This window comes from Idiomarina solivarensis (genome assembly GCF_033052755.1).
Classification (GTDB): domain Bacteria; phylum Pseudomonadota; class Gammaproteobacteria; order Enterobacterales; family Alteromonadaceae; genus Idiomarina.
The window spans coordinates 28,625-45,359 of sequence record NZ_JAVFHZ010000001.1; the positions used below are offsets into that span (position 1 = coordinate 28,625).

14 protein-coding genes and 1 other RNA gene are annotated in these 16,735 nt (G+C 47.9%); 9 read left to right on the top strand and 6 right to left on the bottom strand.

The features are described from left to right. Nucleotides 1-28 precede the first annotated feature (28 nt). The 4 genes from rnhB to RBK99_RS00125 all read left to right on the top strand — a co-directional run bounded on the left by rnhB (nt 29) and on the right by RBK99_RS00125 (nt 4,622). Nucleotides 29-592, top strand: a complete 564-nt coding sequence (gene rnhB, locus RBK99_RS00110; protein ID WP_317503345.1) for a ribonuclease HII — start codon at nt 29-31, stop codon at nt 590-592. 65 nt (nt 593-657) lie between these two features. Then, nucleotides 658-1,593: an isopenicillin N synthase family dioxygenase gene (locus RBK99_RS00115; protein ID WP_317502618.1), complete on the top strand. Its 936-nt coding sequence runs from the start codon at nt 658-660 to the stop codon at nt 1,591-1,593. A 12-nt stretch (nt 1,594-1,605) separates the two neighbouring features. Then, nucleotides 1,606-3,414: a bifunctional metallophosphatase/5'-nucleotidase gene (locus RBK99_RS00120; protein ID WP_317502619.1), complete on the top strand. Its 1,809-nt coding sequence runs from the start codon at nt 1,606-1,608 to the stop codon at nt 3,412-3,414. Further along, nucleotides 3,414-4,622 (top strand): multidrug effflux MFS transporter, encoded by a 1,209-nt coding sequence (locus RBK99_RS00125; protein ID WP_317502620.1) that lies wholly within the window; start codon nt 3,414-3,416, stop codon nt 4,620-4,622. The genes RBK99_RS00120 and RBK99_RS00125 overlap by 1 nt, the downstream gene beginning before the upstream one ends. Before the next feature lie 53 nt (nt 4,623-4,675). Here RBK99_RS00125 and fadE read toward each other — a convergent pair whose 3' ends face one another. Next, nucleotides 4,676-7,129 (bottom strand): acyl-CoA dehydrogenase FadE, encoded by a 2,454-nt coding sequence (gene fadE / locus RBK99_RS00130; protein WP_317502621.1) that lies wholly within the window; start codon nt 7,127-7,129, stop codon nt 4,676-4,678. Nucleotides 7,130-7,276: 147 nt separating this feature from the next. Between fadE and RBK99_RS00135 the strand changes: the two genes are divergently transcribed. Continuing rightward, nucleotides 7,277-8,032, top strand: a complete 756-nt coding sequence (locus tag RBK99_RS00135) for a DUF3108 domain-containing protein (protein ID WP_317502622.1) — start codon at nt 7,277-7,279, stop codon at nt 8,030-8,032. A gap of 25 nt (nt 8,033-8,057) precedes the next feature. Here the strand turns inward: RBK99_RS00135 and purN are convergent, their stop codons facing one another. From purN to RBK99_RS00160, 5 genes are all read right to left on the bottom strand, one after another. Next, a complete protein-coding gene (purN, locus tag RBK99_RS00140; RefSeq protein ID WP_317502623.1) occupies nt 8,058-8,696 on the bottom strand; it encodes a phosphoribosylglycinamide formyltransferase in 639 nt (212 codons plus the stop codon). Further along, nucleotides 8,696-9,751, bottom strand: coding sequence for a phosphoribosylformylglycinamidine cyclo-ligase (gene purM, locus RBK99_RS00145; RefSeq protein ID WP_317502624.1), 1,056 nt, complete (start codon nt 9,749-9,751; stop codon nt 8,696-8,698). The genes purN and purM overlap by 1 nt, the downstream gene beginning before the upstream one ends. 86 nt (nt 9,752-9,837) lie before the next feature. Continuing rightward, complete coding sequence (locus RBK99_RS00150; RefSeq protein ID WP_317502625.1) at nt 9,838-10,551, bottom strand: response regulator; 714 nt, start codon at nt 10,549-10,551, stop codon at nt 9,838-9,840. Continuing rightward, complete coding sequence (locus tag RBK99_RS00155) at nt 10,548-11,579, bottom strand: sensor histidine kinase (RefSeq protein WP_317502626.1); 1,032 nt, start codon at nt 11,577-11,579, stop codon at nt 10,548-10,550. Before RBK99_RS00155 ends, RBK99_RS00150 begins: the two co-directional genes overlap by 4 nt. 3 nt (nt 11,580-11,582) lie before the next feature. Beyond that, nucleotides 11,583-13,034, bottom strand: a complete 1,452-nt coding sequence (locus RBK99_RS00160) for a TrkH family potassium uptake protein (RefSeq protein WP_317502627.1) — start codon at nt 13,032-13,034, stop codon at nt 11,583-11,585. A 121-nt stretch (nt 13,035-13,155) separates the two neighbouring features. Here RBK99_RS00160 and RBK99_RS00165 point away from each other — a divergent pair, with 121 nt between their 5' ends. From RBK99_RS00165 to ssrA, 4 genes are all read left to right on the top strand, one after another. Next, complete coding sequence (locus RBK99_RS00165) at nt 13,156-14,298, top strand: peptidase C39 family protein (protein WP_317502628.1); 1,143 nt, start codon at nt 13,156-13,158, stop codon at nt 14,296-14,298. A 71-nt stretch (nt 14,299-14,369) separates the two neighbouring features. Next, nucleotides 14,370-15,488, top strand: coding sequence for an NADH:flavin oxidoreductase (locus RBK99_RS00170; protein WP_317502629.1), 1,119 nt, complete (start codon nt 14,370-14,372; stop codon nt 15,486-15,488). Nucleotides 15,489-15,525: 37 nt separating this feature from the next. Beyond that, nucleotides 15,526-16,179, top strand: a complete 654-nt coding sequence (elbB, locus tag RBK99_RS00175; RefSeq protein ID WP_317502630.1) for an isoprenoid biosynthesis glyoxalase ElbB — start codon at nt 15,526-15,528, stop codon at nt 16,177-16,179. A 103-nt stretch (nt 16,180-16,282) separates the two neighbouring features. Continuing rightward, nucleotides 16,283-16,641, top strand: a transfer-messenger RNA (tmRNA) gene (ssrA, locus tag RBK99_RS00180). Nucleotides 16,642-16,735: the final 94 nt, after the last annotated feature.

The following is a 16,735-nucleotide window of genomic DNA, read 5'->3' on the forward strand; positions in this document are numbered from 1 at the left end:
TGACCAAGCAAACAGGATGAAAATACCCATGATTTGTGGAACGGATGAAGCGGGCAGAGGGCCAATCGCAGGTCCTGTTGTGGCGGCAGCGGTAATATTGGATCCTGATAACCCGATAGAGGGCCTGAATGACTCGAAAAAGCTTAGCGAGAAGAAACGCGAAAAACTGAGCCTCGAGATAAAGGAAAAAGCGCTTTATTGGGCTATCGCCCAGTCTGATCCTGACGAAATTGAAGCCATTAATATTCTTTGGGCTTCCATGAAAGCGATGCAGAGAGCGGTAGAAGCACTTCCTGTTAAACCCGATATCGTACTTGTTGACGGCAACCGGGTTCCGGAATTAAAAGTTCCGGCAAAAGCTATTGTCGGTGGTGATGCCAGTGAGCAGTGTATCGCTGCCGCTTCCATTTTAGCGAAAGTAGAACGAGATCGGCAGATGCTAAAATGGCATGAGCTCTATCCGCAGTATGAGTTTGATAAACACAAAGCGTATGGCACTAAAAAACACCTGGAGTTGTTAGAAAAACACGGGCCTTGTCCCATACATCGTAAGGGCTTCAACCCCGTCAAACGGGCCTTGGCTAACTTGTGATTTAGCCCGAAAATTCATACAATAGAGGGCTACTCACACAGTTCTTTTAGGAAGTTGAAACCACCATGCAGTCTATCCCGCACGTTGATATGCGTCGTTACCATGACGACTTTGATGCTTTTACTCAAGATGTTGGTAACGGTTACGAGAAGTACGGCTTTATTGCGTTGACCCGGCACGGGGTCGATACGGGGCTAATTGAACGAGCACTGGATACCTGCCGCGAGCTTTTCGCTTTGCCTGAAGAAGTAAAAAAGCAATACCATCGCCCGGGACAGGGTGGGGCAAGAGGTTACACACCCTTTGGTACCGAAGTTGCGAAAGATGCGACGCATGTCGATTTAAAAGAGTTTTGGCACGTTGGCCGTGAAATTGACGGTAAACCCCTGTACCCACAGTTGTTACCAAACGTTTGGCCACAAGAATTACCTAAGTTCAAAGACGATATGTTGGCGATCTACGCGGCGCTGGATAAGCTGGGCAATCAGGTATTGGACGCATTAGCGGTTTATCTGGGGCAACCCAAAGACTTCTTCCGCGACAAAGTGAATAATGGAAACTCGATTTTGCGGCCATTGCACTACCCGCCAATAATCGATGAAGCTACTCCGTCGGTTCGTGCTGGCGCTCATGAAGACATTAATGTGTTGACCTTATTGGTCGGTTCACGTGAACCGGGTCTCGAGGTTTTAGCAAAAGATGGCACCTGGGTACCGGTAACAATTATTGAAGGGGCTATTATTTGCAATGTAGGGGATATGCTTCAGCGCTTAACCAATCATGTGCTGCCATCCACCACGCACCGGGTTGTTAATCCGCCGGCACCGTTTAATACCAAATCACGTTATTCTATTCCTTTCTTTTTGCACTTTAACCCGGATGTGGTGATCACGCCGTTGCCGAGTTGCATTTCCGATGAGAATCCGCAACGTGATGAACCTATTACAGCGGACGACTATCTAATGCAGCGCTTACGAGAAATTGGTTTAATCAAAGATTAAGAGGAAACGCTGGTGAAAACAGGCAAGCTGAATGTAAAACAGATGGTTCGAGCCGTGACAGCTGTCGCTGTTTCTTCTTTGCTGCTGAGTTGTGCGTCTGCGCCAGCTCCGGAGCCCAAGAGCAATGAGTTTAAACTCACAGTGGTACATATTGATGATCACCACTCGAATTTAGCAGCGAAGCAGAAAACGCTCGTTTGGGGCGAGCAAGAGTGGCAGGTTGAAGCGGGCGGTTTCCCGCGAGTTGGGGCAAAGATTAAAGCACTACGGGCTACAAATGAAAACGTATTGACCCTGCATGCAGGTGACGCGTTAACGGGGAGTCTTTACTTTACTTTGTTTGGCAGCGAACCCGACGCTCGTATGATGAATAATGTCTGTTTTGATGCGTTTACGATAGGTAATCATGAGTTTGATACTGGAGACGCCGGGCTGGCAAAGTTTCTGCAGCAATTAGGCACAAAGCGCTGTCCTACAGCGAAACTTGGCGCCAACATAAAACCTAAAGTGGGTGTATCACCGCTGACGCCGGAAAGTGAATGGCAGATGTTTCAGCCTTATACCATTGTAGAGCGAGACGGTGAAAAAATTGCGATTATTGGCCTTGATATCGCCAGTAAGACAAAGAAGTCCTCTCAACCCGATGAAAACACAGAGTTTTTAGATGAACTGGAAACTGCGCGTCGGTATGTTAGTGACGTTCAGCAACAGGGCATCGAAAAAATTGTGCTGCTGACACACATTCAATACGAACGTGATAAAGAATTGGTACGACAGCTTCCGGGCGTCGATATTGTCATTGGCGGCGACTCACATACGCTGCTGGGTGATTTTAGTGACTTTGGAATAGAGTCTGCAGGCCCTTATCCTACGGTGTTAACTAATGCTAACGGAGAAAAAGTATGTCTTGGCCATGCGTATGAATATTCTTTAGTCGTTGGCGAGCTGCATGCGCGCTTTAAAGGCGACAAAATTTCAGAATGCAGTGGCCGCCCGCATTATCTTCTCGGCGAGGATATCCAGGTCAGTGAAGGCATCGTGACCACCTACGAGCCAATTAAAACGGCGTTGGAAAAAAGTGGCGTTTTCAGTTTTGTTGAGCCAGACCCTGAATTGCAAAGCATGCTGGAAGATTACCAGAGCAAGGTAGAGGAATTTTCTGCAGAAGTTGTTGCGCAAGTCCCGCAACAAATTTGTGCGCAGGAAATTGATCGACCGCGACGTGAAGGCTGTGCTGATACACTGAGTTCAGGCGCTCACCGACTGGTGGCTGAAGCTTTTCTGCATTCAGTCCCTATGGCCGACTTCGCTATACAAAATGGCGGTGGTGTCCGGGCCGATATTAATCAAGGGGATTTCACGGTAGGCGATGCTTTTACTGTACTTCCTTTTGCAAATACTTTGGTTAAGCTTGAGTTAAGTGGCTCTGAATTCAAGCAGGCGATGGAAGAAGCGCTCGCTTATTCTGTTTCCGACGGTGGTTCATCAGGGGCGTATCCCTATGGTGCAGGCATTCGTTACTCAGTTGATTTAACCAAAGAAAAAGGTAGCCGGGTATCGAACTTGCAAGTGTGGGATAAAGGCAGTAATAGCTGGCAACCGATGACGGCCAGAGCCACTTACATTATGGTGACTAACAGCTTTATTGCTGGCGGCCAGGATGGGTACGACACTTTCTATCGGGTGAGCGAGCGCGGACGTGCCCGTAATACCGGCATCGATTATGCGGAGTCTCTGGTGAACTATGCCCGCGCGCAGAAAACATTGGAGCGTCCGCAAAATTTCGCAACGCAATCATACGTTCCAGCGGGAGATAACTAATGGCTCGACAGTTCGAGCCAACGCCTGTTTCAGACAACGCCAGATTTGATTTTATCGTTATCATTCTGGCGTTATTGACAGCTTTCGCTCCGCTTTCTATCGATATGTATTTACCCGCATTCAGTGCGATAGCCTCCGATTATGCGACTGATACACATCATGTTGAACTGTCTCTCACTGCATTTTTCTTTGGCCTTTTTATAGGGCAGTTACTGTACGGAACCGCAACAGATAAATTCGGACGTAAGAATCCGCTTTACATTGGTCTCGCGATTTATGTTGTGACCTCCATTGCCTGCGCTTTTGCCCCCGATATTGAGTGGCTGATTGTCCTGAGGTTTTTTCAGGCAATAGGGGCTTGCGCCGGTATTGTTATTGCCCGTGCCGTGGTACGTGACTTATACACGCCTCAAGCTTCGGCGCGTGTGTTCTCGTTTTTAATCCTGGTTATGGGCGTAGCCCCAATTCTTGCGCCATTGTTTGGTGCCTATGTGACCGAGTGGATGGGATGGCGAGCGCTGTTCTTGATCGTTGCCGGCTTAGGTGTCGCCTCAGCGATTACTATCCATTTTGTGATGCCGGAAACCCGGGGACGCCGTTACGACGTGCGTATGAGGAATACGGGCAGCACGTATTGGATGGTGCTGACAGATCCTTCTTTTCTGCGTTATTCATTAACCGGGGCTATTGCTCAATCAGGGTTGTTTGCCTATATCACGGGCTCGCCAAAGATGTTCATTGAAGTATTTGGCCTTGCGCCAACTCATTACAGTTGGCTATTTGGTTTAAACGCTGTGGGTATCATTGGGTTTTCTCAACTTAACGGTTGGTTATTGAAGTACCATACGTCACGTAAGATCCTGAACTTTTCACTGCCGCTATTGGCCATTGTCTCTGTTGTGATGTGCGTTATGGCTTATTTTAACGCAGGCTTCTGGGGTATCTTATTGCCGTTATTTGCTTATATTTCAACTCTTGGTCTGGTTTTCCCTAATGCTATGGCTGGGGCGTTGGCGGAACAGCAGGAACGTGCTGGTTCGGCATCAGCAGTGACCGGAAGTTTACAGTTTCTGATTGCGGGTTTAGTCTCTGCAGGCGTTAGTCAAGCCGGTGCACTTACTGACTATGCTATGGCATGGGTCATTGGTATGGCTGGCTTATTAGCTGTTATAGCATACCGCGTAATGCGTCGTCCCGAGCAACTTTAGTAATAAAAAAAGCGCCGCTGAATGAGCGGCGCCTTTTGGTTTGCGATGAACTCTTAAGCTGCTTCGCCTTTTTTCAGGTTTTTCAGTGCGTAATCAAATGCGGCTTTACCGGCCAACAGATCTTCCGGAGCAAAATCGTCAACGTTAATGGTACGCAAACGACCTTCTTCAGTGCGCTCCAGTAAGGCAACTTCATCATCACTGAGTACACCCAGCTCTTTACCTTTAGCACCAATCTGATCTAACTGAGTAAAGGAGAAACGCTTACCGGCCGCTTTGCAGACTTTGTCATAAAGAGGTTCCGCGGCAATCACATTCTTAAGAGTTTCTTCAAGGAAACCGAAATGACCTTCAGGACTCAGGAACTGGCCTTCACCTAAGCGTGTACGTACGTCATTGGGTGACATCAGCATACGCGCAATTTTGTGATCATTTTTGTCGCTTGGACGTTTTGCAATACGGCCTAATGGGTACATAACGGCACGCATAAAGCTACCAAGTCCGCCAAAGTTTGCCAGCATTTCAAGCTGTGCTTCCTGTAGCTTATGCAGAGTATCCTGCATTGCCCAATGAACCAATGGCAGATCGTCTTTAATGCGTCCCTGGTCATGAAAACGTTTCAGAATACACGAACCGATGTACAAGTAGCTGAGCATATCCCCCAGACGTGCAGAAACCCGTTCTTTACGCTTAAGGTTGCCACCCAATTTACCCATGGCGAGGTCTGATAATAACGCCATGTTGGCACTAAAGCGGTTCATTTGCTGGTAGTACTTACGTGTTGAGTCGCTGGCCGGGACTGAACTCAAGCGATGACCGCCGAAGCCGTAGAACAGTGAACGAACGAAGTTACTGATAGCAAAGCCAATATGGCCAAAGACAGCTTTATCAAACTTTTTCAATGCGTCCGGGCCTTTCTCAGCCGATGCTTCCATTTCTTTTAATACAAATGGATGACAACGGATAGCACCCTGACCGTAAATCATCATGCTGCGGGTCAGAATGTTGGCACCTTCAACGGTAATGGCAACAGGCACACCCTGATAACCACGGCCCAGGTAGTTATTCGGACCTAAGCAAATACCTTTACCACCATGAATGTCCATGGCGTCGTCCATGCAGGAGCGTAACTTTTCTGTCATGTGGTATTTTGCGATAGCACCGATAACTGATGGTTTCTCGCCTAAATCAATGCCCTTAGTCGATAGCATAGTTACTGCATCCATCAGGTAGGCGTTACCAGCGATGCGTGCCATGGGCTCTTCAACACCTTCCATCTTACCAATAGGCAGCTTGAACTGGCGACGAATACGGGAATATGCACCGGTTGCCAAAGCAATAGATTTAATACCGCCGGCACTGTTAGACGGCAGAGTAATTGAACGACCAACTGACAGACACTCAACCAGCATACGCCAGCCTTTACCGGCCATTTTCTGACCACCAATAATGTAATCTAAAGGTACGAACACGTCGTTACCGCGAATCGGACCGTTCTGGAACGGGACGTTCAGCGGGAAGTGACGACGACCAATTTCAACACCTTTGGTATCACGAGGAATCAATGCACAGGTAATACCCAGCTCTTCTTCTTCGCCAATTAGGTTGTCAGGGTCGTACATTTTAAAGGCTAAACCCAATACGGTAGCGACCGGTGCTAAGGTAATGTAACGCTTATTGAAATTCAGTTTAATACCGACAATTTCTTCGCCGTTCCATTCGCCTTTACAAACCACTCCGGAGTCGGGAATAGCACCAGCATCGGAACCGGCTTCAGGGCTGGTTAAAGCGAAGCAGGGGATCTCGTCGCCGTTAGCTAAGCGCGGCAAGTAGTGGTCCTGCTGCTCTTTGGTACCATAGTGCTGTAATAACTCACCCGGACCTAAAGAGTTAGGCACACCAACGGTTGATGCCAAAACGGTACTAACACCGGCTAATTTCTGTAAGACACGAGACTGGGCATAAGCAGAAAATTCCAGACCACCGTATTCTTTCTTGATGATCATTGCGAAGAATTTTTCATCTTTCAGATACTGCCAGACGTGTTCCGGCATATCCGTTAACTCGTGGGTTACTTCCCAGTCGTTCAGCATTTTACAAACCTCTTCACACGGGCCTTCTAAAAAGGCTTTTTCTTCCGCGCTGAGCTCCGCTTTAGGTACGTCATGAAGCTTTTTCCAATCAGGGTCACCGCTAAACAGGTCACCGTCCCACCAGACTGTACCTGCTTCTAGTGCATCGCGCTCGGTATCAGACATCTCTGGCATTACTTTGCGATATGCGTTAAGAATAGGTTTAGTCAGCAGGTTTAAACGGATGGGCGCCAAGTTAAGTGGTATTAGTACAATGGCTAAGAGAGCCCAGAGTACGGGACCAACAATGTCAATTGCGCTGCCAATAGCGAACATGATAACTAAGCCTGCACTGAAAAGTGCCAAGCTGGCTCGTTTGTAAATTAATGCAGCCGCCACTAAAACTGTAGCGACAATCCAAAGTGCAATACTCATAGTGTAATACTCCGACTTGGAGGTCTGACCAGTGATAGTATGCAAGTTAGATCAATGAGCGTTTATTTTCAAGAGAAAGTTGAACGGGCGTTTGAATTTTATTGTCAATATAAACGTCCAGTAGTGAGCAGAAATGGAGATACAACAGTGAAAAGGACCGCCAGCTGGTTAATATACAGCTTAGTCATCGGCAGTTTTGCGACAAGCATTGCGAGTGCTAAAGATGCAGGGCAGCCAGAAACGCAACCCATATCGCAGTCGATGAAACCGTATCAGGCTAATTACGTGATCACACGGGACGGTAGTGAGTACGGGCACGGTTATCGTTATCTGGAAAAGGCCTCGGAAAATGAGTGGGAACTAAAGACTCAGTCAGATATCTCCTGGTTCATTTTATCGGACAAGCGTGAGGCCCGTTCAGTCTTTATTCTGGACGATGAAAATAATCGTCTGGAGCCGCGTGAATTTATTTACATGAGAACCGGTACCGGATCAGATAAGTCGTTTCATGGTGAGTTTGAAGCGAACGAGAAAAGAGTAAGAAATGTTGATACCGGGAATATTCTGGATATTAACTGGGAACAAGCGCTGTTTGACGAAGCCAACGTGACAGAGCAGCTACGGATTGATGTAGCCAATGGCGCTGAAACCTTTAAATATCATGTGGTGAACGAGAAAGGCCAGGAAGACGAGTATCGTTTTGAAATTTTGGCCCGCAATCAGAAACTGTCACTGCCTTATGGTGAGGTTGAAGCCATAAAAGTAGCACGCATTCGGGAAAGTAACCGTCGCCAGACGTTTTTCTGGTTTGCGCCGGAGCTCAATTACGTGATGGTTAAAATGCAGCAGTTTAAAGAAGGTGAAGAACAGGCAACGATGTTGCTGAAAAGCCTGTCGATGTGATCTACGGCTATGTCAGGTTACGCCGTTAATCGGCGGCGTAACCTTGCTGACCTAAGACTTCTCCGTCGAATGTGACACGACCGCCTTGCAACTTCACTCGCTCCTGACAGAACCAGTTGACTACTAACGGATAAATGCGGTGTTCCTGCTCATGAACGCGAGCCTGAACATCTTCGACTGTGTCGCCTTCAAAAATCGGTACTTTTGCCTGCAGTACCACCGGGCCTCCATCGAGCTCTTCCGTAACGAAATGCACGCTGACACCATGCTCTGTGTCACCAGCATCGAGTGCGCGCTGGTGCGTATTCACGCCTTTATACTTGGGTAGCAGCGACGGATGAATATTGAACATGCGGCCTTCATAGTGTCGGGTAAACTCACCGGTCAGAATACGCATGAAGCCAGCCAGAATCACCAAGTCGGGCTGGTAACTGTCAATCAGCGACTTTAACTCAGCGTCGTAAGCTTCACGGGAGTCAAACTCTTTGTGGTTCAGCACTTCAGTTTCAATGCCTTTGGCTGCAGCCTTTTCTAAGCCTTTAGCAGACGCTTTGTTAGAAATAACAGCAACTACTTCACCGGCGACTTTACCGTCTTCACAGGCCTTTTGAATGGCCTGCATGTTACTGCCCGTGCCTGAAATCAGTACAACAATACGTTTCATTAGTGAGTCTCGTCGGCCAGAATGTCGACTTGCTCTTCGCCTTCAGCGGCATTGGCAATGCGGCCAATTTTCCAGGCATCTTCACCCGCATCGGTAAGAATATGGATAGCTTTATCGGCTAACTCGTTAGGAACGGCTATGACCATTCCCACACCACAGTTAAAGGTGCGGTACATTTCTTTCATGCTGACATTGCCGTTTTCTTTTAACCAGTCAAAAATGACCGGCCAGTCCCAGCTGTTGCCGTCAATAACCGCTTTACTGCCTTTAGGCAGAACGCGTGGAATATTTTCCCAGAAACCACCACCAGTAATATGCGACAACGCATGTACCGGAACGTGTTGAATCAGTTCAAGCACCGATTTTACGTAAATGCGGGTAGGTTCCAATAAGTGGTCAGCTAAGGTTTTACCGTGAAGGTGTGATTCTAAGTCGGCCCCGCTGACTTCAATAATCTTACGAATAAGTGAGTAGCCGTTTGAGTGAGGGCCGCTGGAAGCCAGGGCAATCAGAGCATCGCCATCGGCGACTTTTGTGCCGTCAATGATTTCAGATTTTTCAACAACGCCGGTACAAAAGCCCGCTAAGTCGTAATCGCCGGCTTCGTACATGCCAGGCATTTCTGCGGTTTCACCACCAATAAGAGCACAACCGGATTGCTCACAGCCGTCGCCGATACCGGCAACCACATCGGCTGCTACGTCGACATCCAGTTTGCCAGTAGCGTAGTAGTCGAGGAAGAATAACGGCTCAGCACCTTGCACAATTAGGTCGTTCACGCACATGGCGACCAAATCAATACCGACGCCACGATGGCGCTTTAGGTCTATGGCTAAGCGCAACTTAGTGCCAACACCGTCGGTGCCTGAGACTAATACCGGTTGCTTGTAACCCGCCGGAATTTCACACAGAGCGCCAAACCCACCAATGTTACCCATGACTTCAGGCCGGTGTGTACGCTTGGTGACGCCTTTTATACGTTCAACCAATGCATTACCGGCGTCAATATCGACACCCGCGTCTTTATAACTTAAAGAAGGTTTTTTATCGCTCACAGAATCATCCCGACAGGCAGAAAATTTGCGCGCAAGTTTAACACGGTTTGGGCGACAAAAGGTAGCTCATCCCCACGCTTATTCCATCAGGATTTTTGCGCGATAAACCGATAGCCAACCCCCGGCTCTGTCTCGATATATTGCGGATGTGTCGGATCGTCTTTGAGCTTTTTGCGAACCTGACTCACAAAAATACGCAAATAGTGAGTGTCCTGCTGGTGGGTATGCCCCCATATTTTTTCCAGAAGTTGTTGTTGGGTCACTAACTTATGCGGGTGGCTGACCAAAAAGTCGAGCAAGGCGTATTCTTTGCGGGATAAGTTGACTACTTCGTTTTGCAAAAAGACTTTGTGTTGCTCGCGATCAATAAGTAATTCACCAAAACGAAGCTGAGCTTCTGTAGTCGGCTGTTGATCGGACAAGTCGCGCAGTAAGACGTGAATACGGGCCATCAGTTCACGAATGCCGAAGGGTTTGGTCAGATAGTCGTTGGCGCCACCCTCCAGCAATTTTACTTTTTGTAACTCGTCATCACGGGCTGTCAATATTAACACGGGCACCTGGCTCCATTCGCGTAACTGCTGCATTAGCTGGTAGCCATCGGCGTCTGGCAGACCTAAATCAAGGATAACCAGGTGTGGGCTCTGACTGGTGATTTGTTTCATGCCGTATTCCGCCGTTGCGGCTTCTAAATAAGTATAGCCTTCAGCGGTGAGAGAGGCCCGCATAAAACGTCGAATCTGTGGCTCGTCATCAATGACTAAAATGCGGGGGCCTAAGCTGTGGGCTTGTGCATTCATTTGACTTCCTCAGTGGTATTGGCTCGCGGTAATTCAATTTGGACGTGGCAACCCTGGTTACTGTCCTGAATGCTAATACGGCCATTATGAATATCAATAATGCCCTTAGCAACGGATAGCCCCAGGCCGGTGCCACCGGTACCGGAATCTTTTTCGCGCGACGAATAAAAAACCTTAAAAACTAATGCTCTTTTATTCGCTGATATACCGGGGCCCTGGTCTTCTATATCAATAAATACAGACTCAGCGGTTTCCGACAGGGTAATGTTAACTGCTGCAGCTTCACCTGAAAAACGTACCGCATTATCGAGAACATTGAACAAAGCTTGCTCGAGTAAAGACGATTGAACTTCAACCATGGCGCTTTGCAAGTGATCATGAACAAAGAACCGGTCCTGCGAAGGGAAGCGCGACAAGGTTTTACTGACCACAGGGCGAATATCCTGTACCGCATGGGTTAAGCGAATTTCTCCATGTTGCAAACGGGTGGCTTGTAGCAAATTTTCAATGTAACGGTGTAAGCGGTCACCTTCATCTAAGGCTCCTTGCAGTAGCTCAGCTCGCTCCTGCTCCGGCAACCGTTCCTGATAAGCTTGCAGCGTACTTAAGTTGCCGATAATGCTGGCTAGTGGTGTCCGTAAATCATGAGAGACAGACAACAGAATATTAGAACGCAATTCTGCCTGCCGCAGACTTTCTTTTTGGTGTCGGAATGAGGTAGCCAAATGACTGGTGATGACGGCGACACTGATAAAAACAATGGCCGTTACAATCTCGTCGATATCCGTCATATGCAGTGAGTAACGTGGCTCGGTGAAGAGAAAATTAAATAACAGTAAGGCGATAACAACGGCTAACATTGCCGCCCGGAAATTGCTGAGGAAGGCAACTAACAATACTGATAATTGTAGAATTAAGACGGTGCCGGAGGTTGGCAATAACCAGTGGTCAAGCAGGTACGTAATACCGGCGGCAGTGCAGGTAATAACAACCGAAATGACGTAGCCTAACCAATGTTGCTTGTTCATATGTTAATCCCGCCAAAATTGAGGAAGCAGTAATGTTAGCAAAGTAAAGTATTCAAGGCGTCCTAAAATCATCGCCAGAGTGAGTATCCAGGTACCACTGTCTGTTACCGGGATAAAGTTGCTGGAGACCTCACCAAAGCCCGGGCCCAAAACGTTTAGGCAGGCCGAAACAGCAGTAAAGGCAGAGAAAAAGTCGAGCCCGGTGAACATCAAAATAACGGTAAATATCAGCGAGCTCATGGCGACCAGCAACATAAAACTCATAACGGCCTGGATAACATCATTGGTGACTGCTTTGCCCTGATACACCACTTTCAGAATAGCTCTTGGATGTATCGCCTGCAGCATCTGGTGTTTAAGGATCCGCAAGGTAATGACATTGCGAATGAATTTATTCCCGCCGGCGGTGGACCCGGCACAACCACCAAGATAACTGGCAACGACCAAAAGCCCAGCCGTAGCAGCCGGCCAGGCGGATAAGTCATCGGCACCATAGCCGGTGCTGGTCATAAAAGAGACGACATGAAAAATTGCCTGGTTAAGAGACTCCCAGAAAGAGTTGTGGGTTTGCGCGTTAAACACGAGCACGGTAAGAATGACACTAAAAACAGCCAGTGCGATTAAAAACCAGCGGGTTTCTTCGTCTTGCCAATAACCCTTTACTGCTTTGGTCGCAAAAATTTTATGATGAAGTGCAAAACTAATGGCACCCAGTATCATAAATACGTCGGCTACCATCAGAATAGCCGGTTGGTGAAAGTGACCCATACTGGCGTCATAGGGAGAAAACCCGCCGGTTGAGACCGTTGTTAAACTGTGTGCCACAGCGTCGAATGCCGACATCCCGGCAAGCCAGTAACCACCCGCGCAGCCCACGGTAAGACAAAGGTAAACTAACCAAAGATAGCGGCTGGTACTGGCAACCCGGGGAGCCAGCTTATCGTTTTTAATAGGACCGGGAGTTTCTGCTTTAAGTAACCGCATCCCGCCTACATTCAGCATTGGCAGAATGGCGACAACAAAAATAACGATACCCAGTCCGCCCATCCACTGCAGGAACTGGCGGTAAAGCAGAAAGCTTTTGGGCATTTCATCAAGGCCTGTCAGTATGGTTGCTCCGGTGGTGGTCATGGCGCTGACCGATTCAAAGACAGCGTCAGTAAAACTGACTCCGGTAACAGACATGATGGGCAAGGCACCTAAGACACCCATTAAAATCCAGGTAAAAGAAGCGAACGCCAGTGCTTCGCGGAAAAAGATTTTCTTTTGTTCACCGCGGTTGGTGCGAATAAAGAGAAAAAACGCCAGAATAAAACAAAGCAAAGAGGGGTAAATAAAATCGGTAAAGGCTTTGTCTCTGAATACAAAAATAGACAGTAAGCCAAAGAAGAACTGAATCGAGGCAATCCAGATAATAGGCCAGGTTAATAGATGTAAAGTGGCTTTTAGATTCACTGTAACCTCATTCAGAGACCTTATTTTATGTTAATCAGATTAATGTGTTACTGCGTAAAATCGCTATACCGAAAATCACTTTAGGCGTAAAATCTTCGTAAAATTAAGGGGTTTTAATTGTATGGCCTGTATTCAACCGGCGCGCAACGAGCATCTGGACGCAGTATCGGCAATAGAAACAGCCAACTTCCCAGAAGATGCAATCAGTAAGCGTAGCTTCCGCCGATTTATCGAGTCGCCAACCGCAGACTTCAGGGTGCTGCTGGCGGACGGAAAAGTCATTGGCTACACCGTTATTCTCTATCGCAACAATACGAACCTTGCGCGGCTTTATGCGCTGGTTGTTGAAGAGAGTTGTCGAAGCGGTGGTCATGGGCGGCGTTTGCTACAAACAGCAGAAGATCTGGCCGATGAGCGCCATTCACTGTTTTTAAGAACTGAAGTGGCCACATCGAATACGGTGGCCCAGCAGCTTTTAAATAGTGAAGGGTTTCGGGCAATAGAGCTGCGCGAAGCCTACTTTCCACCCTCTGCCTCGCAATCCACAGACGCATTAGTATTGCAAAAGCTGCTGCCGAGGTACGAAATGGGTGAAGACTCGGGTGTGGGGGCAACGGAAGAGTACGTGCCCATGCTGACCCAATCGACGGAATTTACCTGCGGGCCAGCGAGCCTGTTAATGGCAATGGACTATTTTGGTCGGCCGAGCAATGATCCTCAAGCCGAAGAACTGGAGATTTGGCGCGAAGCAACCACCATTTATATGACCTCAGGGCATGGTGGATGTGGCCCGCATGGTTTGGCCAGAGCCGCTTATCAACGTGGACTCAAGGTTCGCGTTGAGGTAAATACCGAACAGCCGCTCTTTGTCGATTCGGTTCGTCAGGAGCAGAAGAAAACCGTAATGCAGCGGATACAGCACGCCGATATGACCTATTTGCGTGAACAGGGTGTCCCAATTTCGGTACGCGATTATGACGTGAATTCAATAAAGGAAGATTTAAGCCTGGGTTGCCTTATTATGGCGCTTATCTCGACCTATCAGTTTGATGGTATCCGTGCGCCGCACTGGGTATTAATTTGCGCTGCAGATGACGATTTTATTTACATCAATGACCCCGATTACGATACCTTGCCCTGGGAATCTCCTACGGAACGTCAGTATTTGCCGGTTCCTATCAGCACGTTCAGCAAAGCCTTTGGCTACGGTGGCCGCAAGCAAAAAGCCGCGGTTGTACTTGCAGCGGATTTATCAATAAAGTGATCAATTGCCCTTGAATTCTGCGTAAATATGCTCAAAGTCATATAACAGTAGCAGATGATAAAGGAATTCTTATGAGCTCAGCATTTGATGATTTTGAACTGAAAGGCCACAAACTGGAAAACCGTTTTGTTGTTGCCCCTATGACCAGAACCAGCGCCGACAAAAAAGGTAAGCCAACCGAGTTAATGGGTGAATATTACGAACGTTTCGCTAAAGGTGGCTGGAGCATGATCATCAGCGAGGGGGTTTATACCGACAGGCAGGCAAGCCAGGGCTATGAAAACCAACCCGGCATTACCGATGCACCGCAAACTGACGCCTGGAAAGAAATTGTTGAACGGGTACACAAACATGACTGCAAATTTATTATGCAGTTGATGCACGCTGGCGCTCAGTTTCAGCACAATGAATACACCGATACGCCCATTGGCCCTAGTGAAGTAAAGCCTAAGGGTGAGCCATTAGATTTGTACGGAAAAACCGATGGCTGGCCTGAAGTGAAAGCGATGGGTGAGACCGATTTTGATGCGGTAATGAATGGTTTTGTCGGTGCTGTGAACCGTGCAAAAGAAGCCGGGTTTGATGGTGTAGAACTGCATGCGGCGAATGGTTATTTGCTGAATGAGTTTTTAAGTGACTATTTTAACCAGCGCCCCGACCAATGGGGCGGCGATATGGCAAAGCGTATGCACTTTCTGGAACTGGTTGTTAAAGCGGCGAAGTCAGCTGCCGGCGACGACTTTATTGTGGGTGTACGTTTAAGCCAAATTACGGTTACCGACCCGGACTACCAGTGGCCGGAAGGCGAAGACGCGATGATTAAACTGGTTAAGGCTATGGAGAAAGCCGGAGTCGATTACATTCACACAACGGATACCGATGTCATGCGTAAGCCGTTTAAAGGCGGCAGCAATAAGTCGTTGGGTGACATTGTACAAGAGTTTTCTGATACTCCATTAATTGTTAATGGTGGTATCAATGAGAAAAACTACGAACACGTAGCGGGGCATTATCCGAATTCATTGCTGGCGCTGGCAAAATCATCGCTGGCGAACCCTGATTTTCCTATCCGGGTAAAGTCGTCTGAGGGAGTCCGCCAGTTAGACTTTGCGATGTTACAACCAACCGCTACACTTGAAAATGAATGGAAATGGCGCGATGAGAACGACGCGCACATAAAACTGGATTAAAGCACGCTTTAAATAGCGCGGACAGGAGGTTTCGACGATGAAAAAAGTAGCTGTTATCTTATCAGGCTGTGGCGTTTTTGACGGCTCTGAAATTAATGAAGCCGTTTTAACATTGCTGCACATACAAAAGCAGGGCGCCAGTTTTGAATGTTTTGCGCCGGATGTCGAACAAATGCAGACCATTAACCATTTAAAAGGTGAGGAAAGGGGTGACAAGCGCAATGCGCTGGAAGAAGCCGCACGTATCACCCGCGGTGAGGTGAAACCTTTAACCGAGTTGGATTCTACTGAATTCGATGCGCTCATTCTTCCCGGTGGCTTTGGTGTGGCGAAGAATCTTTGTGATTTTGCAGTGAAAGGCGCCGATATGACGATTAATGAGCAGGTTTTGGAGATTGGCAAAGCCTTTGTCGATGCGAAGAAACCTGCTGGTTATATGTGCATTGCACCGGTATTGTTGCCGCACATCTATGGAGAGGGCGTTAAAGTGACTATTGGTAACGACGGTGAAGTAGCCGGCGCCATTAAGAAAATGGGCGGTGAACACGTGAACTGTAGCGTTCGCGACATTGTTGTGGATGATAAACACCAATTAGTGACAACACCTGCCTATATGTTGGCTGAGAACTTGCCGGATGCAGAAGAAGGCATTAGTAAGTTGGTTGAAAAAGTCTTATATATGGCGGCCTAATACCTAACTTAAAGTCCAATAAATAACCGCTTGAGTGCGGAACTTATAGCACTTAAGCGGTGTCTGAGTTATAGTGTTAAGCATTACGTAAGTAATAACCTTTGGGGCTGATCTGGATTCGACGGGATACACGAAACCCAAGGTGCATGCCGAGGTGAGGCAGGCCTCGTAAAAAGCCTCAACCTAATAGTTGCAAACGACGACAACTACGCTCTAGCGGCTTAATAACCCGCTAAGCCCATCCCCCGGCGCTTTGTCTGCGAGACCGGACCAGGATGGCTCAAACTAATGTAGACTCGCGTGGAGGCTTTGTCCGGAGCTGAAGCGTTAAAACCAATCGGACTCGTCAGTTGTGAAGCCTGTCAGTCGGCGTCACACTGATTAACTAAAAGACTGACTAAGCATGTAGGACCGAGGATGTAGGTATTGCGGACGCGGGTTCAACTCCCGCCAGCTCCACCACATTATTAAATCAGGGCGCTCCAGTAGCGCCCTTTTTTATGCCTAACCCCCCCCCTTTCATAGAGCCTCTTAAGCTATTTTAGATTCTCAAGTA